This window comes from Streptomyces sp. NPDC024555 (assembly GCF_055559335.1).
In genome coordinates this window covers 198,253-221,584 of the sequence record NZ_JBVHKV010000001.1, presented here as the reverse complement: position 1 = coordinate 221,584, position 23,332 = coordinate 198,253, and the positions used below count along the sequence as shown (strand labels likewise).

Annotated in this window: 21 protein-coding genes; 8 read left to right on the top strand and 13 right to left on the bottom strand. The window is 72.8% G+C overall.

All coding sequences use genetic code 11. From position 1 onward, the window contains the following. Positions 1-61: 61 nt before the first annotated feature. The 5 genes from ACZ4FH_RS00955 to ACZ4FH_RS00935 all read right to left on the bottom strand — a co-directional run bounded on the left by ACZ4FH_RS00955 (position 62) and on the right by ACZ4FH_RS00935 (position 7,066). Positions 62-2,917 carry an ABC transporter permease gene (locus tag ACZ4FH_RS00955; protein ID WP_467301465.1) on the bottom strand — a complete coding sequence of 952 codons (2,856 nt, stop codon included), beginning with the start codon at positions 2,915-2,917 and terminating at the stop codon, positions 62-64. Further along, positions 2,914-3,681 (bottom strand): ABC transporter ATP-binding protein, encoded by a 768-nt coding sequence (locus ACZ4FH_RS00950; RefSeq protein WP_383631189.1) that lies wholly within the window; start codon positions 3,679-3,681, stop codon positions 2,914-2,916. Before ACZ4FH_RS00950 ends, ACZ4FH_RS00955 begins: the two co-directional genes overlap by 4 nt. A gap of 136 nt (positions 3,682-3,817) precedes the next feature. Continuing rightward, a complete protein-coding gene (locus ACZ4FH_RS00945; RefSeq protein ID WP_467301464.1) occupies positions 3,818-4,429 on the bottom strand; it encodes a PadR family transcriptional regulator in 612 nt (203 codons plus the stop codon). Between the two features lie 105 nt (positions 4,430-4,534). Further along, entirely contained in the window at positions 4,535-4,822 is a 288-nt protein-coding gene (locus tag ACZ4FH_RS00940; RefSeq protein ID WP_467301463.1) for a hypothetical protein, read from the bottom strand. A 573-nt stretch (positions 4,823-5,395) separates the two neighbouring features. Then, on the bottom strand, positions 5,396-7,066 hold the full coding sequence (locus ACZ4FH_RS00935; RefSeq protein ID WP_467301462.1) for a protein kinase domain-containing protein: 1,671 nt from the start codon (positions 7,064-7,066) through the stop codon (positions 5,396-5,398). A gap of 332 nt (positions 7,067-7,398) precedes the next feature. Here ACZ4FH_RS00935 and ACZ4FH_RS00930 point away from each other — a divergent pair, with 332 nt between their 5' ends. Then, the gene (locus tag ACZ4FH_RS00930) at positions 7,399-9,039 is read left to right on the top strand and encodes a protein kinase domain-containing protein (protein WP_467301461.1); all 1,641 of its coding nucleotides are present in this window, start codon (positions 7,399-7,401) and stop codon (positions 9,037-9,039) included. Between the two features lie 45 nt (positions 9,040-9,084). Here ACZ4FH_RS00930 and ACZ4FH_RS00925 read toward each other — a convergent pair whose 3' ends face one another. The 3 genes from ACZ4FH_RS00925 to ACZ4FH_RS00915 all read right to left on the bottom strand — a co-directional run bounded on the left by ACZ4FH_RS00925 (position 9,085) and on the right by ACZ4FH_RS00915 (position 11,314). Further along, a complete protein-coding gene (locus tag ACZ4FH_RS00925; RefSeq protein WP_467301726.1) occupies positions 9,085-10,074 on the bottom strand; it encodes a phosphotransferase in 990 nt (329 codons plus the stop codon). Between the two features lie 58 nt (positions 10,075-10,132). Then, on the bottom strand, positions 10,133-10,567 hold the full coding sequence (locus ACZ4FH_RS00920) for a pyridoxamine 5'-phosphate oxidase family protein (protein ID WP_467301460.1): 435 nt from the start codon (positions 10,565-10,567) through the stop codon (positions 10,133-10,135). 87 nt (positions 10,568-10,654) lie between these two features. Beyond that, entirely contained in the window at positions 10,655-11,314 is a 660-nt protein-coding gene (locus tag ACZ4FH_RS00915) for a response regulator (protein WP_383631171.1), read from the bottom strand. 338 nt (positions 11,315-11,652) lie between these two features. Between ACZ4FH_RS00915 and pdhA the strand changes: the two genes are divergently transcribed. From pdhA to ACZ4FH_RS00895, 4 genes are all read left to right on the top strand, one after another. Further along, a complete protein-coding gene (pdhA, locus tag ACZ4FH_RS00910) occupies positions 11,653-12,801 on the top strand; it encodes a pyruvate dehydrogenase (acetyl-transferring) E1 component subunit alpha (protein WP_383631168.1) in 1,149 nt (382 codons plus the stop codon). A 2-nt stretch (positions 12,802-12,803) separates the two neighbouring features. Beyond that, entirely contained in the window at positions 12,804-13,784 is a 981-nt protein-coding gene (locus tag ACZ4FH_RS00905; protein WP_467301459.1) for an alpha-ketoacid dehydrogenase subunit beta, read from the top strand. An 11-nt stretch (positions 13,785-13,795) separates the two neighbouring features. Continuing rightward, a complete protein-coding gene (locus ACZ4FH_RS00900; protein ID WP_467301458.1) occupies positions 13,796-15,226 on the top strand; it encodes a dihydrolipoamide acetyltransferase family protein in 1,431 nt (476 codons plus the stop codon). Positions 15,227-15,365: 139 nt separating this feature from the next. Beyond that, a complete protein-coding gene (locus tag ACZ4FH_RS00895; protein WP_467301457.1) occupies positions 15,366-15,899 on the top strand; it encodes a hypothetical protein in 534 nt (177 codons plus the stop codon). Between the two features lie 17 nt (positions 15,900-15,916). Here the strand turns inward: ACZ4FH_RS00895 and ACZ4FH_RS00890 are convergent, their stop codons facing one another. Then, complete coding sequence (locus ACZ4FH_RS00890; RefSeq protein ID WP_467301456.1) at positions 15,917-16,957, bottom strand: peptidoglycan-binding protein; 1,041 nt, start codon at positions 16,955-16,957, stop codon at positions 15,917-15,919. Between the two features lie 257 nt (positions 16,958-17,214). On the opposite strand from ACZ4FH_RS00890, the gene ACZ4FH_RS00885 reads away from it, so the two are divergent. The 3 genes from ACZ4FH_RS00885 (at position 17,215) to ACZ4FH_RS00875 (ending at position 19,673) form a co-directional block, all read left to right on the top strand. Further along, on the top strand, positions 17,215-17,799 hold the full coding sequence (locus ACZ4FH_RS00885) for a hypothetical protein (RefSeq protein ID WP_467301455.1): 585 nt from the start codon (positions 17,215-17,217) through the stop codon (positions 17,797-17,799). 219 nt (positions 17,800-18,018) lie between these two features. Continuing rightward, entirely contained in the window at positions 18,019-18,381 is a 363-nt protein-coding gene (locus ACZ4FH_RS00880) for a YciI family protein (protein WP_467301454.1), read from the top strand. After that, positions 18,378-19,673: an RNA polymerase sigma factor gene (locus ACZ4FH_RS00875; RefSeq protein ID WP_467301453.1), complete on the top strand. Its 1,296-nt coding sequence runs from the start codon at positions 18,378-18,380 to the stop codon at positions 19,671-19,673. The genes ACZ4FH_RS00880 and ACZ4FH_RS00875 overlap by 4 nt, the downstream gene beginning before the upstream one ends. 21 nt (positions 19,674-19,694) lie before the next feature. Here ACZ4FH_RS00875 and ACZ4FH_RS00870 read toward each other — a convergent pair whose 3' ends face one another. The 4 genes from ACZ4FH_RS00870 to ACZ4FH_RS00855 all read right to left on the bottom strand — a co-directional run bounded on the left by ACZ4FH_RS00870 (position 19,695) and on the right by ACZ4FH_RS00855 (position 23,260). Next, positions 19,695-20,630: a bifunctional helix-turn-helix transcriptional regulator/GNAT family N-acetyltransferase gene (locus ACZ4FH_RS00870; RefSeq protein ID WP_467301452.1), complete on the bottom strand. Its 936-nt coding sequence runs from the start codon at positions 20,628-20,630 to the stop codon at positions 19,695-19,697. Between the two features lie 55 nt (positions 20,631-20,685). Beyond that, entirely contained in the window at positions 20,686-21,387 is a 702-nt protein-coding gene (locus ACZ4FH_RS00865; protein WP_467301451.1) for an alpha/beta fold hydrolase, read from the bottom strand. Between the two features lie 118 nt (positions 21,388-21,505). Continuing rightward, a complete protein-coding gene (locus ACZ4FH_RS00860) occupies positions 21,506-22,240 on the bottom strand; it encodes an SMI1/KNR4 family protein (protein WP_467301450.1) in 735 nt (244 codons plus the stop codon). A 120-nt stretch (positions 22,241-22,360) separates the two neighbouring features. Continuing rightward, on the bottom strand, positions 22,361-23,260 hold the full coding sequence (locus ACZ4FH_RS00855) for a D-alanyl-D-alanine carboxypeptidase family protein (RefSeq protein WP_383631128.1): 900 nt from the start codon (positions 23,258-23,260) through the stop codon (positions 22,361-22,363). Positions 23,261-23,332: the final 72 nt, after the last annotated feature.

Sequence of the window (23,332 nt, the reverse complement as noted above, 5' to 3'; positions counted from 1 at the left end):
GCCCCCGGATACGGATGATCCACCGTCTCCGGGGGCACCGAACTCCCGCGTGAGGCACCGGTCACCCGGCGCGACGGGACAGCGTCAGCCGGGACCGGGTGAACACCGCCGCCAGCAGCCCGGCCAGCAGCGGTACGGCCACGGCCAGCACCCCGATCGCCGTCCAGGGCAGCACGATCGGTGTGTACGCGGACTCCATCGGATTGGCCCGCATCGCCTCCATGGCCTTGCCCAGATCGGTCAGGCGCACCGCCACCGCCGGCACCAGACCGGCCACGGTGCCCAGCAGCACCCCCGTGAGCGCCACGATCATGCACTGGAACCCGGAGAGCGCCCGCCGGACCCGCGGGGGCGCGCCCACCGCGCTGAGCGTGGTCAGGTCGGCCTCGGCGTCGGCCTTGGCGAGGCCGGTGGTGATCGCCGCGGCGCCCAGGGTCACCACCCCGGCGAACAGCGTCAGGACGAGCAGCATGATGTCGTCCCGGTCCGCAGAGCCGGGGGAGGTCTGGAGCCAGATGCCGCCGCCCGCCTCCTCGATGGCGGCCGAGACACGTTGTTCCTCGGCGTCCGAGGGCCGGTGCGGCACGGCGTAGACACTGCCGGCCTCCGCGGTGCGCAGACCGATCCGCTCGGCGGTCTTCCGGGGCATGATCATGCGGATGCCGGGGGTGGTGGCGTACCGCGCGTCGGCGACGTACACCTTGAGCCGGTTCGTGGTCTTCCGGGCCGGACCGGGGTGCAGCTTGCGATTCCCGGTGTCCTTGGCGTTGTACGCGTGCACGGCCTTGAGGGTGACCTCGCCGTTCCGCGCGTACGCCCGGTTCAGCAGCACGGGGGTGCCGGCCTCCAGGGCGGCAGCCGCGGCCGGGTCGTCGAGCTTCACATACAGGCGGAGCAGGTCCGGACCGCCGACCACGATGTTGTTCTCGTCCGTGGGGAAGCTGCCGGTGGAGATGTACTCGTCGACGCAGGCGGGGGAGCGCATCAGCGTGCGGTGCTCCTCCGAGGAGAGCCGCGCGGCCAGTTCCTTGGCGCCCTTGGCCTTGAGGGGGCAGGTGTGTCCCTCTCCGGTGGGCTTGACCAGGGTCAGGCTGCCGCAGCCGGGCTCGCCACCGGGCTCGTCCTCGTAATAGACCATGCAGTCGCTGCCGGCCCAGGTCCGGGCGAAGCCGGCGGGTCTGCCGGTCACCGTCATGTTCCGTTCCACGGCGGCGCGGGCCAGGGGCAGCTGTGCGGCCAGTCGTTCGTCCGACGCCGACAGCACCATCGTTCCCTCGGTGAGCGAAGGGGTGTAGCGGTAGTCCGATTCCGCCATGGTGCTCGCCATGTACGTGGCCACGGCCACGGTGCCCGCGACGGCCGCCATCACCGCGGCGACCGCCGGGGCGGTGCGGCCCCGGTTGCGGGCGGCGTCGCGCAGCGCCATGCGCGGGGAGAGCGGCAGCCCGCGGCCGAGGCGGCCCAGCAGCCCGACGATCACCGGGATGCAGCCGAGCAGCCCCAGCTCGGCGACGACGGAACCGCCGGCCACCAGCCGGGTGTCGCCGCTGGTACCGCCGTAGACGGCGACGGCCGCCCCCAGTGCCAGCAGGCTCGCGCCCACGGCGGGCAGCACCCGGGAGCTGCGGCGCACCCCGCGCCGTCCGGTCAGGGACTCCAGTACGGACTGCCGGGAGGCGACGATCGCCGGTGCGAGGGCGGCGAGCACCCCGGTGACCAGGCCGAGCAGGGCGATGACCAGCAGCTCGCCGGGGTTCAGGACCAGGGAGCCGAAGCGCTGCCCGGCCCACCCCTCGATCATCGGCCGGAACACCACGGTGAGCAGCAGCCCGGCCGCGACCCCGGTCACCGTGCCGACGGCGCCCAGGACGAGGCCGCCGGCGAGGACCACGGCGCGGATGTGGCGCCGGTCGCCGCCGCAGGTGCCGATGAGCCCGAGCTGCCGGCGCGAGCGGCGGGCCCCGACGGCGAAGGCCGGTCCGGCGAGCAGGACGATCTCCAGCACGGCCATGGCGACCACGGTGACGACGGCCGCGCCCGCTTCGGCGGAGGTGCCTTCGGTGTAGGGGGTGTACGAGCGTGCCGGCGGGATCGCGGAGTCCGGCGGCGGGTCCAGGACGACCTGACGGGAGACGACCAGGGCGCCCTTGCGGTTGGCCGCGCGGACGTCGTCCCAGTCGACACCGGAGCCGCCCGCGCCCGTGACCAGCCACTGGGCGGTGCCGGTGTTCGGCGGCAGCACGTCCGGGTCGCGCTCGGCGGCCTTCCGCCACGGGGCGATGACCGCGCCCGGGTCGGCGTACAGCTGCTTCGCCTTCAGGTCGGAGGGGTCCTCGACGATCCCGGTGATCGTGTAGGTGCGGCCGATGCTGTGCACCGTGGTCCGGGAGCCGATGTGCAGACCGGACGACGTCAGGAACGGTTCGGTGGCCGCCATCTCGTCGGTGCCGTGCGGGAACGCCCCCCGGACCAGCTCGACCCGGCCCCGCGCCATCGGGTCCGAGACGCGGAACTCGGTGATGTCGGTGCCTGCCAGCCCGTACTTCGTGGTGACGCTCGCGGGCACCGACTGGAGGGTGAGGGTGCGCGCGCCCTCGGGGAGGGCGGCGCGCATGTCGATCGGTGGTATCTCGCCCTCGGGCACGGTGCCGCCGACGGCGTCGTACATGTTGCCGTCGGGCATCTGCTCCAGCGGGCCGAGCCCCGGATCGGTGAAGAGGGCGTCGGCCGCGCCCATCCGGGCGGTCAGCCGTTCGGACTCGCTGGTGGCGACCGAGCGGGTCGTGATGTCCGCCGCTGTCACGCCGAGCACGGGGAGCGCGATCATCGCGACCACCAGGGCGCTGCGGCCCTTGGCCCGCAGGGCGTCGCGGCGGGCCATCCGGAGGGCGGCGCGCCACCCCGTGAAGAGCCTCACTCGGGGCTCCCGGCGGCGAGCAGCGAATCGGCCCCGGAGGTCAGCGTCTGGTCGACGATCGAGCCGTCGCGCAGGAAGACGACCCGGTCCGCCCAGGCCGCGTAGCGCGGTTCGTGGGTGACCATGACGCCGGCGGCGCCCCGGTCGCAGCGGCTGCGCAGCAGGGCGAGGACGGTCTCCCCGGTCTCCGAGTCGAGCGCGCCGGTCGGCTCGTCGGCGAGCACCAGGCGGCGGTCCCCGACCAGCGCGCGGGCGATGGCGACGCGCTGCTGCTGGCCGCCGGACATCTCGTCGGGGAAGCGGTCGGCGACGTCCAGCAGGCGCATCTCCTCCAGCGCCTCCCTGGCCTCCTTGCGGGCCTTGCGGACGGAGACGCCGTCGAGTTCGCGGGGCAGGGCGATGTTCTCGGCGGCGGTCAGGGCCGGGATCAGGTTGTAGTCCTGGAAGACGTAGCCGACGCTGCGGCGGCGCAGGGCGGCCATGCCCTTGCGGCCGAGCGCGGAGATGTCCTGGCCCTCGATGACGACCTGGCCGCCGGTCGCGGTGTCGAGTCCGCCGGCGAGCGTCAGCAGGGTGGACTTGCCGGATCCGGAGGGCCCCATCACGGCGACCAGTTCGCCGGGGCGCACGGTCAGATCGATTCCGCGCAGGGCGTGCACGGCGGCCATGCCGGTGCCGTGGGTGCGGGTGAGGGCGCGGAGTTCGAGTACCGGGGCGTCCACCGGCTGCGGTGGACCGGCCGGGGACGGGACGTGCTGGGACATGGCGGTGGGTTCCCCCTCGGAACGGTGGTGTGGTCGAGACCGGCGTCACCGCCCGCCCCGGCACGGGCCGGGCGGTCGGGCGCGGACCGGACACCGGGGCCGGTGCCGTGCCGGTCGTGCGGCGTACGCCGGTGGCTCAGCGGCGGGCGCGGGGCCGGTCGGTGCCCCGGGCCGTGCTCCGGCGTGCGGGCTCCGCCTCGGGCTCCGTGGCGGCGGCCTCGGCGAGCCGGACCAGCCGGGACTCGCAGTGGTCCAGCCAGCGGGCCTCCGCCTCGGCCTGGAAGATCAGCTGCTCCACGACGAGGAGCCACGCCACCTCGTCGCGGTTGGCGGGCACGTCGGCGAGGGCCTGCGCCTTGAGCCGGGTGTAGTCCTGCATGGCCTTCACCGTGTGGTGGCGCTGGGACTGGATGACGGCCCGGATGTCGACGCCGGGGGCGCCCACGGCCATGGCGAGCTTGATGGCCAGCTCGTCACGGGGCGGGCTGCTGCGGTCGACCGGGGTCTCGAACCAGGAGCGCAGCTCGTCCCGGCCCGCGTCGCTGATGGCGTACAGGGCGTGCCCCTGGTCGTCCTCCCCGTCCTGGACGACCAGGCCGTCGCGCTCCAGCCGGTTCAGCGTCGTGTAGACCTGCCCGACGTTCAGCGGCCAGGTGGAGCCGGTACGGGACTCGAACTCGGTGCGGAGCTGGGAGCCGTACCGGGGCCCCCGCTCCAGCAGGGCCAGCAGGCCGTGACGGATCGACATACTGAGTATGTATATCGAGTATGCCCACGTGTGCAAGGCGTTCCGGTACGCGGCGGCCCGGGGCGCGTCCGCGTCGGAGGGCCGGTCACCGGCCCCGTAAGCCCCTCAGCCGGAGCGGCGCATCCGCAGGGCGAGGAAGCCCAGACCCAGTCCCACCAGGGCGATTCCCACCCCGAGCGACATCTGCTGGACGCGTTCCACGGCCGGTCCGCTCAGGGCCCGGCGCGAGGGCCGTCCGATCCCGGCGGTCGCGGTCGTCCCGGGGCTGGCGGCGGACGGCGTCGGCTCCGGCTCGTTCTCGGAGTCGTCGAGACGGTCGGCCCCGTCCAGCTCCTCGGGGCTCAGCGTCCGGCCCGGCCGGGGCCGCCCCTCCCCGGCGGGCAGCCCGGCCATCGGGGACTGGACGTCCTCGGGCCGGGGCGATCCGGGGCCGGGCGAGGAGGGATCGGTCGCGGACGGCTCAGGCGCGGGGTGTGCGGGCGCCCCCCACGACGCGGCCGGTGCCGGAGCACCCGGCACGGCGGGCACCGGCACCGTCGCGGACGGCACCGGCACCGGCACGGGCGCGGAAGCGGAGGGCGGGGCGGAAGCAGAGGGCGGCGCGGAGGAGGACGGCGGCCCGGAAGCGGACGGCCGGGAAGCGGGGAGCGGGGGCGTGGGGACGTGTGCGACGGGCGGTGGCGCGTACGGCGTACCGGACGGCGGTTCGGCCGACGTCTCCCCCCGGCCGGACACCCGCGCGTCCGCGTGCGCCTCCCCGGCCATGACACCCCCCAGCGTCGCGGCTGCCGTCAGTGTCAGGCAGGCCACGCACCGTGCGGGCCGTGCGGCCAGGTGTGCTGAAGCCATGGGGCCACCGTCACATGTGACGGACCGTCCGGCATGTCAGGTGCGACGGACGGGTGGCGGCCCCGGCGCGGGAGGGACCGCGCACACCGGCGGGCGCGTGCCGGACCGGGCGCCCCGTTACGCCGGGTCGCCCGTGGCGATGCGCAGTTCGAAGTGCGCGCCGACCTTGGGGACGGCGGTGCCGGAGGTCGGGAACTGGTCGATGACCTGGTCCTCCGCGTACGCGTTGCCGGGGACCTTGATCTGCTTGATGGTCCAGCCGGCGGCGTCGGCGCAGGCGCGCGCCGAGAGGATGTCCTTGTAGAGGAAGCTGGGGGCGTCGACCTTGTTCGGGTCGTCGTTGTCCTCCATGGCGTCCGTGCACTTCTCGGTGTCGATCGTCCGGTTCCGCTCCGGATCCTTGTGGTCACCGGACGGGGACTCGCTCGACGTGGCTTCGGTGCCGCCCTTGTTCGAGTCGTCGTTGTTCAGCGCGAGCGCGGTGATCAGACCGCCGATCGCGATCAGGGCGACGACGATCGACCCCACGATGACCGGCATGTTCCGCTTGGAGCCGGAGCCGCCGCCCGAGGAACCCGAGGACGCGGCGTGCGTCTGCGGCGAGACCGTGTACGGCGGCGGGGTCTGCTGCTGCATCGGCGACATCGCGGCCGGGGTCTGGTACGCCGGTGCCGACTGCGGATAGCCGTAGGACGGGGCCGGGGTGGGCGCCGGGGTCGGCGCCCCGTACGGGCCGGGCTGCTGCTGCGACGCGTACGGACCGGGCTGGTAGGGCGTCTGGACGTGCTGCGGTGCCGGGGTCGACTGGTCGACCGGCGGGAAGACGGCCGAACCGACCCCCGAGCCGCTGTTCGCCGGAGCGCCCCCGCCGTTGACGATCACCGGGGCGCCCGTGTGACCGCTCGCGCTCAGCACGCGCGCGATCTCGTCCTGCATCGCGGCGGCGCTCGGGAAGCGCTCGTTGGGGTTCTTCTTCAGCGCGCGGGCGACCAGCGCGTCCATCGCCGGGGTCAGCGAGCGGTTGATCGTGGACGGGGCGACCGGCTCCTCCTGCACATGCGCGTAGGCGATGGCGAGCGGGGAGTCCGCGTCGAACGGGATGCGTCCGGTGAGCAGCTGGAACAGCATGATCCCGACCGAGTACAGGTCGGAGCGGGCGTCCACGCCGCGGCCCAGGGCCTGTTCGGGGGAGAGGTACTGCGGGGTGCCGACGACCATGCCGGTCTGGGTCATCGACGTGACGCCCGACTGCATGGCGCGGGCGATGCCGAAGTCCATGACCTTCACGACGCCGCGCTTGGTCACCATGACGTTGCCCGGCTTGATGTCGCGGTGGACCAGGCCCATCTCGTGGCTGGTGTCCAGCGCGGCCAGCACGTCGGCCGTCACCTTGAGCGCCTTGTCGGCGGGCATCGCGCCGTAGGCCGCGATGTCGGACTGGAGGACGGAGCCGAGCGGCTGGCCCTCGACGTACTCCATGACGATGTACGGCATCAGCGCGCCGCCGAGTTCGTCCTCGCCGGTGTCGAAGACGGAGACGATGTTGGTGTGCTGGAGCTTGGCGACGGCCTGGGCCTCGCGGCGGAACCGTTCGCGGAAGGACTGCTCGCGTCCCAGCTCCGTGTGCAGCGTCTTGATCGCCACCTGGCGGTCGAGAGCGGTGTCGTAGGCGAGGTACACGGAAGCCATTCCGCCCTCGCCCAGCAGGTCACGCAGCTGGTAACGGCCGCCGGCGACCGAACCGCCCGCGTAGCGACCCTGGGCACCCTGTGCGCCGTCCTGGCTCATGACTTGCTTCCCCCTAGGGCGCGCTCGCTCGCGCGAAGATCCGTATTACTGGCCAAGTCTGCCCGAGGGGTACGACACGTCAAGCCAGGTGCCCGTTCCGTGACCGTACGCACAAGAAGCGTCTCGGAAGCGTTACAGGATCCCCGTCGAATTTGCGTCCGTGACCCGCCGGCCGGTTGGATGGCCCGTCCCTCTCGAAAACGGTGCGTCGGACAGAGGCTGTAGCGTGACGTGGCAACGCGGCCGACAACGCGGTCGGCGACGCAGCAGGGCACCGTGAGAACCCGCGGACGCGCGCGGACAGACGCGGACAGATACGACGGCGAGGACTGATGGCACCCGAACCCGAAGCAAACGGCGGCGGAGTTCCGGATGGCACCGATTCCTGGGGCATCGGCGGTGTGGTCGGCGACGGACGCTACCGGCTGACGCACCGGCTCGGCCGGGGCGGCATGGCCGAGGTCTTCGCGGCCGAGGACGTCCGGCTCGGACGCACCGTCGCGGTGAAGCTGCTCCGCTCCGATCTCGCCGAGGACCCGGTCTCCAAGGCCCGGTTCACGCGCGAGGCGCAGTCGGTCGCCGGCCTCAACCACCACGCGGTCGTCGCGGTCTACGACTCCGGCGAGGACACGGTGGCCGGCCAGACCGTGCCGTACATCGTCATGGAGCTGGTCGAGGGCCGCACCATCCGCGATCTGCTGATCAACGCGGACGCCCCGCCGCCCGAGCAGGCCCTGATCATCGTCTCCGGGGTGCTGGAGGCGCTGGCCTACTCGCACCAGCACGGCATCGTGCACCGGGACATCAAGCCGGCCAACGTGATCATCACCAACTCCGGTGCGGTGAAGGTGATGGACTTCGGCATCGCCCGCGCGCTGCACGGCGCGCAGTCGACGATGACCCAGACCGGCATGGTCATGGGCACGCCGCAGTACCTCTCCCCGGAGCAGGCGCTCGGCAAGGCCGTCGACCACCGCTCCGACCTGTACGCGACCGGCTGTCTGCTCTACGAACTGCTCGCGCTGCGGCCTCCGTTCACGGGCGAGACGCCGCTGTCCGTGGTGTACCAGCACGTCCAGGACACCCCGGTCCCGCCGTCGCAGATCTCCGACGCGGTCCCGCCGGAGCTGGACGGGCTCGTGATGCGCTCGCTCGCCAAGGACCCGGACGACCGCTTCCAGAGCGCCGAGGAGATGCGCGGACTCGTCCAGTACGCCCTGCAGATGCTCCAGGCGCAGGGCGGTCACACGGGTGCGTGGAACACCGGCCCGGTCGTCCTGGGCGACGGTCCGGGCACGCCGCCGCAGGGCATGACGGGCGCCACCCATCAGATGGGGTACGCGCAGTACGGCGACACCTCGCAGGGTCCGATCCTGCCGCCGATGAACCCGGACGACGGCGGTTACGACGGCGGCGGCCGGCCCGGCGGGGGCCGCGGCAAGCTGTGGCTGTTCGTCGTGCTCGCGCTGATCGCGATCGCGGCGGGCGTCGCGATCGCGGTGAACGCGGCGCGGGGCGGCGACGGGAAGCCCAAGTCCCCGGCCACCTCGACGTCCAGCAGCCCCTCCCCCACGGAGACCTCGGCCACGCCGAGCGAGGAACAGACCACGCAGGACACCGACCAGCCCGGGAACAGCGGCGGGGACCAGCAGGAGCGGCCGCACAAGCCCTCCTACACCCCGTCGTTCACCCCGAGCCGTACGGCGGACCCGTCGCCGCCGCCCACCCCGTCCCAGACGGACACCCAGGGCACCGGCGACGGCGGCACGGACGCCGGCACCGACGCGGGTACGGACGCGGGTACGGACGCCGGGACCAACGCGGGTACGGACGCGGGTACGGACGCCGGGACCAACGCGGGTACGGACGCGGGCACGGACGCCGGCACCAGCACGGGCACGGACGCCGGGACGGCCTCCGGGGCCAGCGCGGGCGCGGCGGCGGGCGCGGGCGGCGGCGCGGGGCAGCAGTAGTCCCTCTCCCCGGCGGTGCGGCCCCGAGGCCGCACCGCACCGGGCTCATCCCGTGAAGGCCTCGCGCACCGCGTCGTACGCACGGGTCCACCACACCACCAGGGCCGACACCGCGGGGAACTGCGGGTCGGCCCTGCGGTCGTTCAGGCAGTAGCGCCAGTGCAGTATCCAGAAGTCGTTGAGCCGTTCCCACCACACCCGGTGCACGGCGGCGGCCAGTTCATCGGCCCCGGCGCCCGCGGCCCTGCGGTAGGCGCGGGCGTACGCCCGCACCTTCGCGAGGTCCAGCTCACCGGCCGGACGGACGAAGAAGATCGCCGCCGCCCGCACCGCCTCCTCCGCGCGGGGCTGCACACCGAGGCGGTCCCAGTCGAGGATCGCCACCGGATCGGCGCCCCGGTAGAGCACGTTGAGCGGATGGAAGTCGCCGTGCACCCAGCCGGTGGCCGGTCCGTCGGGGGCGGGCGGTCTGCGGTCGGCGTGCTGTTCCAGCAGTGCGCGCCGCTCCTGGAGCCGGTGTTCGGCCAGTTCGTCGAAGGAGTCCCGGGGGCGGCGGGAACGGGCCGCCGACAGCAGCGTCTCGATCAGCGCGAAGGTGTCGGCCGGATCGGCGCTCGCGTGCCCGGACCGCCCGCCGGCCGCGGCTCCGGGGTCCATCACCTGTTCCAGACCGGTGTGTACGGCTCCGAGGAGCGCCCCGAGCCGCAGCGACTGGGCGAGGGTGAGCTGGGCGCCCGCGCGGTGGAGCCCGTCCACCCAGGGGTGCAGGGCGTAGCAGCGGCCGCCGATCTCGGTGACCGTTCCGCCCTCGGTGTCCTCCAGGGGCGGGGCGACGGGCACTCCGAGTGACTGGAGGCGCTGGGTGGCCCGGTGCTGGCGGACGATCGTGGCGCGGTCGCCCGTGGTGTCGTCCAGATGGTGCTTCAGAAAGTAGGAGCCGCGCGTGGTGGACACCCGGTAACCATGGTTGAGCAGGCCCTTGTCCAGGGGTTCGCAGCTGAGCGGGGTCCCCGTCCCGGGGTACCGGAGCAGCACGTCGCGGACGGGCGGAACAGGGGGATCGATGACAGATGAGCGCGGCACGCGACAGATGTTAGATCACGCTGTGTTGCGGGATTCGCGGAGTTGCGTGGAAGTCCAGAGTGTGCACAGTGACGAAATGCGGGTCGAGCCGGAGGTAGGCCGGGTCGAAGGGTTCGCCGTTGACCTCGACCGGTGCGGGGCCGAACAGATCGCGCTGTTCGCAGGTCGGCTCGACGAGCCGCGCGGGGCCGGTGAACTGCACGGACCACAGATCGCGGGCCCCGGCCGAGGTGGCGGCGTTGTAGTTGTCCGCTCCGTAGGCGACGACGGTGCCGTCGCAGGCGTCGTGGTAGCCCAGACCGCTGTGCAGCCGCAGCACGACATGGCCGTCGGCCACGATGTGACGGGCCACGGTCAGGATCGGGAGGGCTCGCATGCTGGTCGCCAGCCGGCCGTAGGGCACCCGGTGGAGCAGCTCGATCGCGTGGAGTTCCTCAAGGGACATGTCCTCCACTGTCCCCGGCCGCGCGGGCCGGCAGAAGAGGCAGGGGCCCCGGCCCGGCAGGGACCAAAGTCCCCCGCCGGGCGGCCCTCAGCGCTTCTCGGCCTGGATCCGGGCCACGTAGGCGGCGGCCTGCGAGCGGCGCTCCATGCCGAGCTTGGCGAGCAGGCTGGAGACGTAGTTCTTGATCGTCTTCTCGGCGAGGTGCAGGCGCTCGCCGATGACCCGGTTGGTCAGCCCCTCCCCGATCAGGTCCAGGATGCGGCGCTCCTGCTCGGTGAGGCTCGCGATCCGGTCGTCCTCGCGGCCCTTCTTGCCGTCCCGGAGCCGCTCCAGCACCCGCGCGGTCGCCACCGGGTCCAGCAGTGACTTCCCGGCCGCCACGTCCCGTACCGCGCTCAGCAGCTCGTTGCCGCGGATCGCCTTGAGGACGTAACCGGAGGCACCGGCCATGATCGCGTCGAACAGTGCCTCGTCGTCGGCGTACGAGGTCAGCATCAGACAGTGGATGGACTCGTCCTGGGAGCGGATCTCGCGGCAGACCTCGACCCCGCTGCCGTCGGGCAGCCGGACGTCGAGAACGGCCACGTCGGGACGGGTGGCGGGGATCCGGACCAGCGCGTCCGCCGCGGTCCCGGCCTCGCCGACCACCTCGATGTCGTCCTCGACCGACAACAGCTCATGAACGCCGCGTCGGACGACTTCGTGGTCATCCAGGAGAAAAACGGTGATTTTTCCATCTTCGCGCACAAACGCAGTCTCACACACTCCCCCCTTCCCTGCCGCTGTCGGGCGGGATAACGTGCCGTTGTTCCGGCAGCCTGCGAGGCTGTGACCAGTGCTGTGACCAGCGAGCCTTCCCGATTTCCGCGATTTACTTGGATATCCAAGCAAAAACGCAGGTCAGGAAGGGTTTCGCAGTTATGCGAAGCACTGGGTAACGTGCCTTGGACAGGGCGCTCGCCGGGGCACCTGTCACGCCTGTTCCCGGCCGAGCGGCACCCACCCCGTGCACGGGTACGGACACAGGCGAGCCGCACTGGTCTCCCGGCAGACCCCGGGGACCGGACCGACGGAGGAGCACGCACGTGACCGTGGAGAGCACTGCCGCGCGCAAACCGCGACGCAGCAGCAAGCGGACCAGCGCCGCGAAGACGCCACAGAGTTCCGGACCCGAGCTCGTACAGCTGCTGACGCCCGAGGGCGAGCGCGTCGAGCACCCGGAGTACTCGATCGACCTGACCGCCGAGGAGCTGCGCGGTCTCTACCGGGACATGGTCCTCACCCGCCGCTTCGACGCCGAGGCCACCGCCCTCCAGCGCCAGGGCGAGCTGGGCCTGTGGGCCTCCCTGCTGGGCCAGGAGGCGGCCCAGATCGGCTCCGGCCGGGCCCTGCGCGACGACGACTACGTCTTCCCGACCTACCGCGAACACGGTGTGGCCTGGTGCCGGGGCGTCGACCCGACCAATCTGCTCGGGATGTTCCGCGGGGTGAACCACGGCGGCTGGGACCCCAGCACCAACAACTTCCACCTGTACACGATCGTCATCGGCTCGCAGACCCTGCACGCCACCGGCTACGCCATGGGCGTCGCCAAGGACGGCGCGGACTCGGCCGTGATCGCGTACTTCGGCGACGGCGCCTCCAGCCAGGGCGACGTCGCGGAGTCCTTCACCTTCTCCGCCGTGTACAACGCCCCCGTGGTGTTCTTCTGCCAGAACAACCAGTGGGCGATCTCGGAGCCGACCGAGAAGCAGACAAGGGTTCCGCTCTACCAGCGCGCCCAGGGCTACGGCTTCCCCGGCATCCGGGTCGACGGCAACGACGTCCTGGCCTGCCTGGCCGTGACCCGCTCCGCCCTGGAGCGCGCCCGCCGGGGCGAGGGCCCCACCCTCGTCGAGGCGTTCACCTACCGCATGGGCGCGCACACCACCTCCGACGACCCGACCAAGTACCGGGCCGACGAGGAGCGCGCCTCCTGGGAGGCCAAGGACCCGATCCTGCGGCTCCGCGCCTACCTGGAGAAGCAGGGCGCCGCCGACGAGGCGTTCTTCACCGCCCTCGACGAGGAGAGCGAGACCCTCGGCAAGCGGGTCCGCGAAGCGGTACGGGCCATGCCCGACCCGGACCGGATGGCGATCTTCGACCACGTCTACGCCGACGGGAACCCCCTCGTCGACGAGGAGCGCGCCCAGTTCGCCGCGTACCAGGCTTCGTTCGCCGAGGAGGGCAAGTAGCCATGGCCACGGAAAAGATGTCGATCGCGAAGGCGCTCAACGAGTCGCTGCGCAAGGCCCTCGACACCGACCCCAAGGTCCTGATCATGGGCGAGGACGTCGGCAAGCTGGGCGGGGTCTTCCGGATCACCGACGGTCTCCAGAAGGACTTCGGCGAGGACCGGGTGATCGACACCCCGCTCGCCGAGTCCGGCATCGTCGGCACGGCCATCGGCCTGGCGCTGCGCGGCTACCGGCCGGTCGTGGAGATCCAGTTCGACGGCTTCGTCTTCCCCGCGTACGACCAGATCGTCACGCAGCTCGCGAAGATGCACGCCCGCGCGCTCGGCAAGATCAAGCTGCCGGTCGTCGTGCGCATCCCGTACGGCGGCGGCATCGGTGCCGTCGAGCACCACAGCGAGTCGCCCGAGGCGCTGTTCGCGCACGTCGCGGGCCTGAAGGTGGTCTCGCCGTCCAACGCGTCGGACGCCTACTGGATGATGCAGCAGGCCGTCCAGAGCGACGACCCGGTCATCTTCTTCGAGCCGAAGCGCCGCTACTGGGACAAGGGCGAGGTCGACACCGAGGCCATTCCGGGCCCGCTGCACCGCGCGACGGTCGCCCGCACCGGCACGGACCTCACGCTCGTCGCGTACGGCCCGATGGTGAAGGTCTGCCTGGAGGCCGCCGCGGCCGCCCAGGAGGAGGGCAAGTCGATCGAGGTCCTGGACCTGCGCTCGATGTCCCCGATCGACTTCGACGCCATCCAGACCTCGGCCGAGAAGACCGGCCGGGTGGTCGTGGTGCACGAGGCGCCGGTGTTCTACGGCTCCGGCGCGGAGATCGCCGCGCGGATCACCGAACGGTGCTTCTACCACCTGGAGGCACCCGTGCTGCGGGTCGGCGGCTACCACGCGCCGTACCCGCCGGCGCGGCTGGAGGACGAGTACCTGCCGGGCCTCGACCGGGTGCTCGACGCCGTCGACCGCTCGCTGGCGTACTGAGGGACTGGGGCGTGACAACGATGACCGACACTTCCAACGCCGCTCGCTTCCGTGAGTTCAAGATGCCCGACGTGGGCGAGGGACTGACCGAGGCCGAGATCCTCAAGTGGTACGTCCAGCCCGGTGACACCGTCTCCGACGGCCAGGTCGTCTGCGAGGTCGAGACGGCGAAGGCGGCCGTGGAGCTGCCGATCCCGTTCGACGGGGTCGTCCACGAGCTGCGTTTCCCCGAGGGCACGACCGTCGACGTCGGCCAGGTGATCATCGCGGTGGACGTGGCGCCGGGCTCCGGCGACGCGGCCCCGGACGCCGCCGGGCCGGCCGCCGCGCCGGAGCCGGAGGCGGCCCCGGACGCGGAGGAGCCCAAGGGCCGCCAGCCCGTGCTGGTGGGCTACGGCGTCGCCGAGTCCTCCACCAAGCGGCGCGCCCGCAAGGGCGCCGCACCGGCCACCGGTACGCCGGCGGCCGCCGCGACCGCGATCCAGGGCGAGCTGAACGGGCACGCCGGACGCGTCCCCGACGCCCGTCCGCTGGCCAAGCCGCCGGTCCGCAAGCTGGCCAAGGACCTGGGCATCGACCTGGCGACGGTCACCCCGACCGGCGAGGGCGGCATCATCACCCGCGAGGACGTGCACGCGGCGGCGACGCCCGAGCCCGCCCCGGCGGCGGCCCCGGCCGAGTCCGTCCCGGCGGCGCTCGCGGACGAGGCGGCTCCGGTCGCCGTGCCCGTCGAGGCGGGTGCGCGCGAGACGCGCATCCCCGTCAAGGGCGTCCGCAAGGCGATCGCGCAGGCGATGGTGGGCAGCGCGTTCACCGCGCCGCACGTCACCGAGTTCGTGACCGTCGACGTGACGCGCACGATGAAGCTCGTGGCGGAGCTGAAGGAGGACAAGGACATGGCGGGGGTGCGGGTCAACCCGCTCCTGATCATCGCCAAGGCCCTCCTCGTCGCGATCAGGCGGAACCCGGACGTCAACGCCGCCTGGGACGAGGCGAACCAGGAGATCGTGCGCAAGCACTACGTCAACCTGGGCATCGCCGCCGCGACCCCGCGCGGCCTGATCGTGCCGAACATCAAGGACGCGCACGAGCAGACGCTGCCGCAGCTGGCCGCGTCGCTGGCCGAGCTGGTCTCCACCGCCCGTGAGGGCCGGACGTCCCCCGCCGCGATGGCGGGCGGCACGGTGACCATCACCAACGTCGGTGTCTTCGGCGTCGACACCGGCACCCCGATCCTGAACCCGGGCGAGTCCGCGATCCTCGCGGTGGGCGCGATCAAGCTCCAGCCCTGGGTCCACAAGGGCAAGGTGAAGCCGCGTCAGGTGACCACGCTGGCGCTGTCGTTCGACCACCGCCTGGTCGACGGCGAGCTGGGCTCCAAGGTCCTGGCGGACGTCGCCGCGATCCTGGAGCAGCCGAAGCGGCTGATCACCTGGGCGTAGTGACGCCCCTGGCAGGCGTTTAGCAGGAAAGGGACGGGTCCGTGCGGTTTTCGCGCGGGCCCGTCCTTCTGCGTGCGCGGGCCCCTACTCTGCGAAGCGGTCGGGCAGTTCACCCCCGCGACCTGAGGAGAGAGGCCCTGTGACATCGAGTTGCGATCCCGCGTTCGCGTCCGTCGGCGATGTGAGCGCGGCCCTCCTGCTGATCGACTCCCGCCTCAAGGGCGTCTACGACGGAGGGTCGAGCTCCCCCGAACAGCGGGAGCTGGCCGAGCAGTACCTGACGTCGCTGGGCCCCGACGGCGCCGCCGAGGTCCTGGACGGTACGTGCACGCTCATCTACATGTTCATGACCTGGCTGCGGCGGACGCACGAGGCGCACGACAAGGACGTCATCGAGTACGTGATCCCCGGTCTGGTGGTCTCGCTGGGCCGGATGCCCCGGAGCGTGAGCCCCGAGGCCATCCCCACGATGGCGGGCCTGGTCGTCGCGGCCGGCACCGGCCTGAGCCCGAACCTCTGGCGCAAGCAGTACGGGGAGTGGACGAGCGCCGAGATGAATCCGCTGGAGGCCACGGCGTTCCTGCTCGCGGAGCAGATCAACCGGATCACCGACGACCGCGCGTTCGCGACGCGGATGATCGCGGAGGCGCTGGAGCGGGCGGACGGCCTCTGAGCGGCGGGGCCCCGGGGCTACTTGTGCAGGCTGGCGCCCTGGGCGTGGATCAGTGCCCGCCAGGTGTCCTCGTCGGCGGTGCCCGTGGCGGGCAGGGCGTGGGCGGACTGGAACTCCTTCAGTGACCGCATGGTCGAGGGGGTGTACGTCCCGGTGTTGTCGGTCTCCACACCGGCGCGGTGGAGCAGGTACTGCACGGCGGTGACGGCGTCGGCCCGGGTGGTGCGGGAGTCGACGGGGGTGATCAGCAGGCGCCAGGTGTCCGGGCCCACCTTGCCGTCCGGGTTCAGCCCGTGCGCGGACTGGAAGCGGGTGACGGCGGCGGCCGTGGCGGGGCCGTAGTCGGCGTCGACCTTCACCTCGTACCCCGTGGCCCGCAGCAGCAGTTGCACGGTGCGGGCGCCCCAGAGGACATGGCCCTTGCTGATGACCGGCCAGTCCGCCGCGTTCGTCGTCGCGGTGGTGCCGGTGGTGGCGGTGGTGGCCTTCGCGTCGTCGCCGGGTGCCGGGATCGCCCGCCACACGAGCCCCCCGACCACCAGCAGGAACAGGGCGGTGACGGCCAGACCGGGGAGCAGGGCGGGGAGCCGGGTCAGGGGGCGGCGGGGGCGCGGGGGCACCTCGGCGGTGGGGGTCGGCGCGGCCGTGGTGGTGGCGTCGGGGCCGGGGTCTTCCGCTTCCGTGTTCAAGACTTCCGGGTTCGAGACTTCCGGGTCCGGGGCTCCCGGGTTCGAGGAGGGGGCGCCGGTCGTACGCCGGCGGCCGGGCGCGGCCTCGGCCGCCGCGTCGGCCAGGGCGCACGCCCGCGCGAGGTCGTCCTCGGGGGCGTGCAGCACCTCGTGCAGGCGCTCGACGATCCGGCGCGGGGCGTTGGACGTGTGGCGGGGGTTCAGATAGCGCGACAGCGTGGTCTGGTCGATCCCGAGCCGTTTGGCGAGCGACTGCTGCGTGGGCTTGTCGCGGCCGTCCCGGGCCGATGCCTCCCACCAGGACCTCAGGAGTGCGGCGAGGGCCTGCCCCGGCTGTGTCCCGTGGCCGGTCCCCGTGGTCTCCGTCATGCGTGTCTCCGAAGCGTCCGTGTGCATAGTCGCAGGTCAACGCCGTGCATCAGGAGCATGCCTAGGCGCATCGACGTGCGGGACGCAGATCGTAGTGAACGCCGCGTTCCGTGCGGCACAGTTGAGAAGCGGCCGGCCCGAGAGCCCCGCGACCCCCACCCCGTTCCCGCCCCTTCGCAGGGGTGCTCCGGCCTGCGCGTTTCGTGACCGGCGGGGAGCCGGGGGCCCGTTCACCTCAGAAGCAAGGAGTTCCGCACATGCAACTGACATCACCCGTACGAGTGCGTGCCGCGCACCGCACCGCCGCCCGCCTCCTGGCCGGCCTGGTCGCCGCGACCGCCCTGACCGCCTCCGTCGCGGTGGCGGCCGACCGCCCCGCCCTCAGGGCGGACACCCGGGCGTCCCTCGCCCGGCAGATCCTGGCCCAGAAGCAGATCGTCCTCGCCACGGTCCACCCGGGCGGAACGCACTCCGGCTCGACGGTCCGCCAGAACATCATCGACACGGCCAACGGCAAGGGCGCGCTCACCAGCCCCTGGGGCGACAAGCCCAACCGCCGCGTCGCGCTCGACCCGCGCATGCTGAACGGTCTGCTCAAGCTCCGTACCCAGTACGGCTACCGGCTCTCCGTCTCCGAGATCGTCGGCGGCGACCACAGCACCCGCTCCCGCCACTACGCGGGCATCGCCTTCGACCTCAACTACATCAACGGCCGCCACGTCGGCAGCGGCGCCCCGCACAAGCAGCTCATGGCCGCCTGCAGGAAGCTCGGCGCGACGGAAGTCCTCGGCCCCGGCAACACCGGCCACAGCCGCCACGTCCACTGCGCCTGGCCCCGCTGACCACCGGGGCCCCCGCGCGGGCTCCCTCTTCGCCCGGTGCCGTCGGACCGTCCTGGCACCGGGCGGACGGCCCGCATACGTTGATCATCCGCAGTCGTACGGGGGCGCGGAAAACTGGTCGGAGAAAGGTGTCGTGCGGATGTCGAGGGACGGCATCCGGCTCCGACCGAAGGGTGACAGCACGCCGCAGGGGCGTGCGGGAGCGGGAGGACACCCGGGATGAAGTACATCGCGATGATCTACGGCAACCAGGAGAAGTGGGACTCGTTCCCGGCCGAGGCGTGGCCGGAGGCGATCGCCGCGCAGGAGGCGTTCAACGTGAAGTACCGCGAGAGCGGGGAGCTGTTGGGGGCCTATGGGCTGGCGGACGCGGTGAACGCCAGGCTGGTGCGGCGGAAGGACGGGGTGCCGGCGGTGACGGACGGGCCGTATCTGGAGACGAAGGAGTACATCGCCAGCTTCTACCTGCTGGACTGCGAGAACCAGGAGCGGGCGGAGGAGATCGCGGCGGACATGCCGTTCGCGGCGGAGGATCCGGTCGAGCTGTGGCCGGTCATGCACGAGTCCCCGGCGGACGTGTGAGCGAGCAGGACGGCCGCGCCGGGGAACGGTGTGCCCAGGACCTTCGCACCGAGGACCTGCTGCGGGAACTCGCGCCGCAGGTCCTCGGTGCGCTGGTGCGCCGGTACGGCGTCTTCGACGCGTGCGAGGACGCCGTGCAGGAGGCGCTGCTCGCGGCGGCGGTGCGGTGGCCGGAGGAGGGGACGCCGGACAACCCCCGGGGCTGGCTGGTCACCGTCGCCTCGCGCCGGTTCGTGGACGAGGTCCGCAGCGAGCGGGCGCGGCGGCGGCGCGAGGACCGGATCGCGCTGGCGACCCCGCAGGCGGAGCTGCTGAGCCGGGCCGCCGACGCGGAGGCGGCCACGGACCGGGACGACTCGCTGGCGCTCCTCTTCCTCTGCTGCCACCCCGCGCTGTCCGCGCCGAGCCGCATCGCGCTGACGCTGCGGGCGGTCGGGGGCCTGAGCACCGCGCAGATCGCGGCGGCGTTCCTCGTACCGGAGACGACCATGGCGCAGCGCATCAGCCGGGCCAAGCAGACGATCAAGGCATCCGGGGAACCGCTGCGGATGCCCGGTGCCCAGGACCGTGCGGAGCGGCAGCGGGCCGTGCTCCATGTGCTGTACCTGATCTTCAACGAGGGGTACGTGACGACGGACGGCGACGCCCTGACGGCACCGGCCCTGTCCGCCGAGGCGATCCGGCTGACCCGCTGGCTGCACCGGCTGCTGCCCGGGGACGCCGAGACCGCCGGGCTGCTGGCGCTGATGCTCCTCACCGACGCCCGCCGCCCCGCCCGCACCGGCCCCGGTGGCGATCCGGTCCCGCTGGCCGAGCAGGACCGGGGCCGCTGGGACCGGGACCTGATCGCCGAGGGCGTCGCCCTGCTCACCGCGACGCTGCCGCGCGGCGAGGTCGGCCCGTACCAGGTGCAGGCCGCCGTCGCCGCCGTCCACGACGAGGCCGCGCACGTGGACGCCACGGACTGGCCGCAGATCCTGCTCCTGTACGGGCTGTTGGAGGAACTGGCACCGAACCCGATGGTCACCCTCAACAAGGCCGTGGCCGTCGCCATGGTGCACGGGCCGGCCGCCGGGCTCGACCTGATCGCCGGGCTGGAGGACGACAAGCGGATGGCCGGCCACCACCGCCTCTTCGCCACCCGCGCCCATCTCCTGGACCTGCTCGGCGACACCGCCTCCGCCACCGCGCAGTACCGGGACGCCGCCCGCCGGGCCACCAGCGCCCCCGAACGACGCCACCTCACCGCCCGCGCCGCGCGGCTGGCCGCCCAGGCCGCCGAAGCCCGGTGAGGGGGTCGGCCCCCGGCCCCGTCAGGGCGTCGTCGCCCCGCCGTCGCCGGACACCTCGCCCGCCGCACCCGGCACCAGTCGTTTCTCGAACCAGTGGTGGGCGTACGGCTCGTCGTTGAACGCGGGGATCTCCGCGTACCCGGTCGTCCGGTAGAGCCGGACCGCCGCCGTCAGGGCCTTGTTGGTGTCGAGCCGCACCGCGTCCCTGCCGTGCGCGGCGGCGCGCGCTTCGAGGTCGCGGAGGAGCCGCCGGGCCAGGCCGAGACCCCGGGTGGCCGGGCCGACCCAGAGGCGTTTGATCTCCGCCGGGGCGCCGGGCGGCAGCTTGAGGCCCGCGCAGCCGACCGGTTCGCCGTGCAGGGTGGCGACGAGGAAGAGGCCGCGCGGGGGCCGCAGTTCGCCGGGATCGGGCAGCCGGCTCAGCCCGGGATCGAAGCCGCCCTCGAACAGCTCGTGCAGTTCCTCGGCGTACGCGCGCAGGCAGTGGACGGCGTGCGGATGCTCGGGATCGAGGACGTCCACGGTGACCGCCGAGGCGGTCAGCAGCCGCTCGACCTCCGCCATGGCCGCGAGCAGCCTGTCCCGCTGCCGTTCGTTCAGCGGGTCGAGGAGCGAGCGGGCGTGGGCGTCGCTGCGGGCGTCGAGCAGGGCGCGCTCGGCCCGGCCCGCCTCGGTCAGCCGGACCGTGCGCACCCGCCGGTCGTCGGGGTGGGGCTCGACGGCGACCAGGGCCTCGCTCTCCAGGGCGCGGAGCAGCCGGCTCATATAGCCGGAGTCGAGGCCGAGGCGGCCGCGCACCTCCCGGACGTCCTGTGTGGCGCCGTCACCGAGCTGCCAGAGGAGCCGGGCCTGCCCGTACGGGCGCGGGCCGTTCAGATAGCGGTCGTGCAGGACGCCCAGCCGCTCGGCGACCGTGCGGTTGAACCGCCGTACCTGGGGGACCTGTTCCGCCGTCATTCTCTGACCGTAGTCAGAGAACGACGGGAGCGGAACGACGCGCGGCGTTTCCTCCTCACGCGCCGCCGGAGAGTTCCAGGAGATGCCGGGCGGTGCCCTCGGGGTCGACGGTCTGGTGCAGGTGCTCGCCGGGCAGGAGCGCGGTCCGCCAGCCCCGTTCGCGCGCGTCCTCGGCCGCGTCCTCGTACGGCGGCCCGAACAGCAGATAGGCGCAGGGGTGGTCGTCCCAGCCCTCGGGGACCGGGACGTGCTGCTCGTAGTAGGAGAGCGGCAGCCGGGGCTGCTCCTCGGTGATCCGCCGGCGCAGGGCCGGGTCCGGGCCCGGGAACATCGGGGCCACGTCCGCCTCGTCCCACCAGTCCGTCCAGCGCGGCAGCGTGCCGTCCACGGCCAGGGGGCGGAGGAAGTCCAGGAGTTCGGGCGGCGCCACGGGGGTCGGTCCGGTACGGGCCGGCAGCGCGGCGTCGACGAAGACCGAGGCGGTCACCGGATGGTCCAGCCCCGCCCGGACGGCCGGGACGAACAGCCCCGCGTTGCTGTGCGCGACCAGGACGACGGGGTGGTCCGCCGGGATGCCGTCCAGCCCGTCCCGGACGGCGGCGGCCGCGCGGGGCCAGAACGGTGGTCCGCCCGCCCCCACCGCCAGCAGGTCCGGTACGCGCACGGGGTGGCCCGCGGCGGTCAGGCGTTCGGCCACGGGGTGCCAGGTGGAGGGCCCCACGGAGGGGCTGTGGACGAGGACGAGGACGGGGCGCATGCGGGCATCGTGCCGCCGTGCCGTACCGTGCGCGACCGGATCGGCCGACGGCGAAATCCCCTCGGGCCGCCTCGCGAACCCCTCGCCCGGCGGCCGTTCAGCCGGTCGCCGTCTCCGTTCAGCCGGCCGCCGTCTCCGTCCACGGTCCCGGAAGCGCGGCCAGGGTCTCGTCCAGGGCCGTCCGCGTCAGGGCGCGGACGTACAGGCGTCCCGCCTCCACCGCGTCGTCCGTGCGGTCGTGGTGCACCAGGACGTCGGGGCCCGCGTACCAGCGGCCCGCCCTCTCCGTGCCGCCCACGGTCAGCAGGGGCGGTACGGCGGCGAGGGACCGCTCCAGACGCGCGGGGTCGCCGGGCAGCCCCTCACGGGTCCACCCGCCCCCGTCGCCGCACAGCGTGTTCTCCGACAGCACCGCCTCGACGCACGCGGCGGAGAAGCGGTCCGCGAACGGTTCCCAGTGCTCGTACGCCGGTGAGGACCCGTCGATCACCACGGGCGGATCGGTCTCCCCGAACCGGTCGAGCGGCACGGCGAGCTGGTACAGCCAGAAGCTCTCCACCTGCCAGGTCAGGGCCTCGTCGTCCGCCTCCAGCTCCTCCGGGGGCAGGAGCGTCCGCGCCCCGTGCAGGAGGTCGTGGCGGCGTCCGAACCTGGCGTACCACTCCCGCATCGCCTCCGGCAGCCGCAGCGCGAGCCGCCTTTCGGCGGCGGCGAGTTCGGATTCCGGGACGCCGTCGTCCGGTCCGGCCGGTGCCCCGAGACGGGCGGCGAGGCGTTCGATGAACCGCCAGGCCGCCGGGGGTCCGGCGAGGGCGGCGGGAAGCTCGGCGCGGAGGTCGAAGGTCTCGGGCATCCGCACACCCTAAGGTCTGCCGCTGCGGGGCCGGAGGGGGCTTCCCCCCGTACGACGGGAGGGGCCCCGCCACCCGGCGGGACCCCTCCTGCGCTGTGCGCCGTGCCGTGCCCGAGCGGGCTACTTCTTGAAGCCGTAGTCCATGAGCTTCTTCGCGTCCGAGGTGCGGGCCGCCTCCGAGGTGGAGGCCAGGACGGTGCCGATGACCGTCTTGCCGTTGCGGGTGGCCGCGAAGACCAGGCAGTACTTGGCCGTCGGACCGGAACCGGTCTTCAGCCCGATCGTGCCGCTGTAGGTGCCCAGCAGCTTGTTGGTGTTGGTCCACGCCATGTAGCGGTAGCCGCCGCTCTTCGTGGTGACCTTCTGCTTCGTCGACTTCGTCTTCACGATCGTGCGGAACGTGGAGTACTTCATCGCGCTGCTGGCAAGCTTCGTCAGATCGCGCGGGGTCGAGTAGTTGGACCCGTTCCCTATGCCGTCGAACGAGTCGAAGTGCGTGTTCTTCATGCCGAGCGACTTGGCCGTGCTGTTCATCTTGCCGAGGAACGACTTCACCCGGGCCGCGCGCGTGGTGCCGGAGCCGAACTTGTCGGCCAGCGCGTACGCGGCGTCGCAGCCGGACGGCAGCATCAGGCCGTACAGCAGCTGGCGGACGGTGACCTTGTCGCCGACGATGAGGCGGGCCGAGGAGGCGCCCTTGGCGACGATGTAGTCGCTGTACGCCTTCTGGATCGTGACCTTGGAGTCCAGGTTCAGGCCCTTCTGGGCCAGGACCACCCGGGCGGTCATGATCTTCGTGGTGGAGCCGGTGGAGCGGCGGGTGTCCGCGGCCTTGGTGAAGAGGGTCTTCCCCGTGCCGTTGTTCATCACGAAGCCGCCCTTGGCGACGATCGAGGGAGTCGGCGGCGTGGCGGCCTGTGCCGTGGAGGCGAAGGCGCCGCTCGCGACGACGGCCCCCGCGGTGAGCGCCACCGTGGCGGTGGCGGAAACGCGCCTTATGCCCTTAATGCCGATTTTCAAGTTGAACGCTCCAAACGCCCCTGGAATGCGGCCACATGAGGGTGCCGCGCGCTGATGAGACTTATGGGGGGC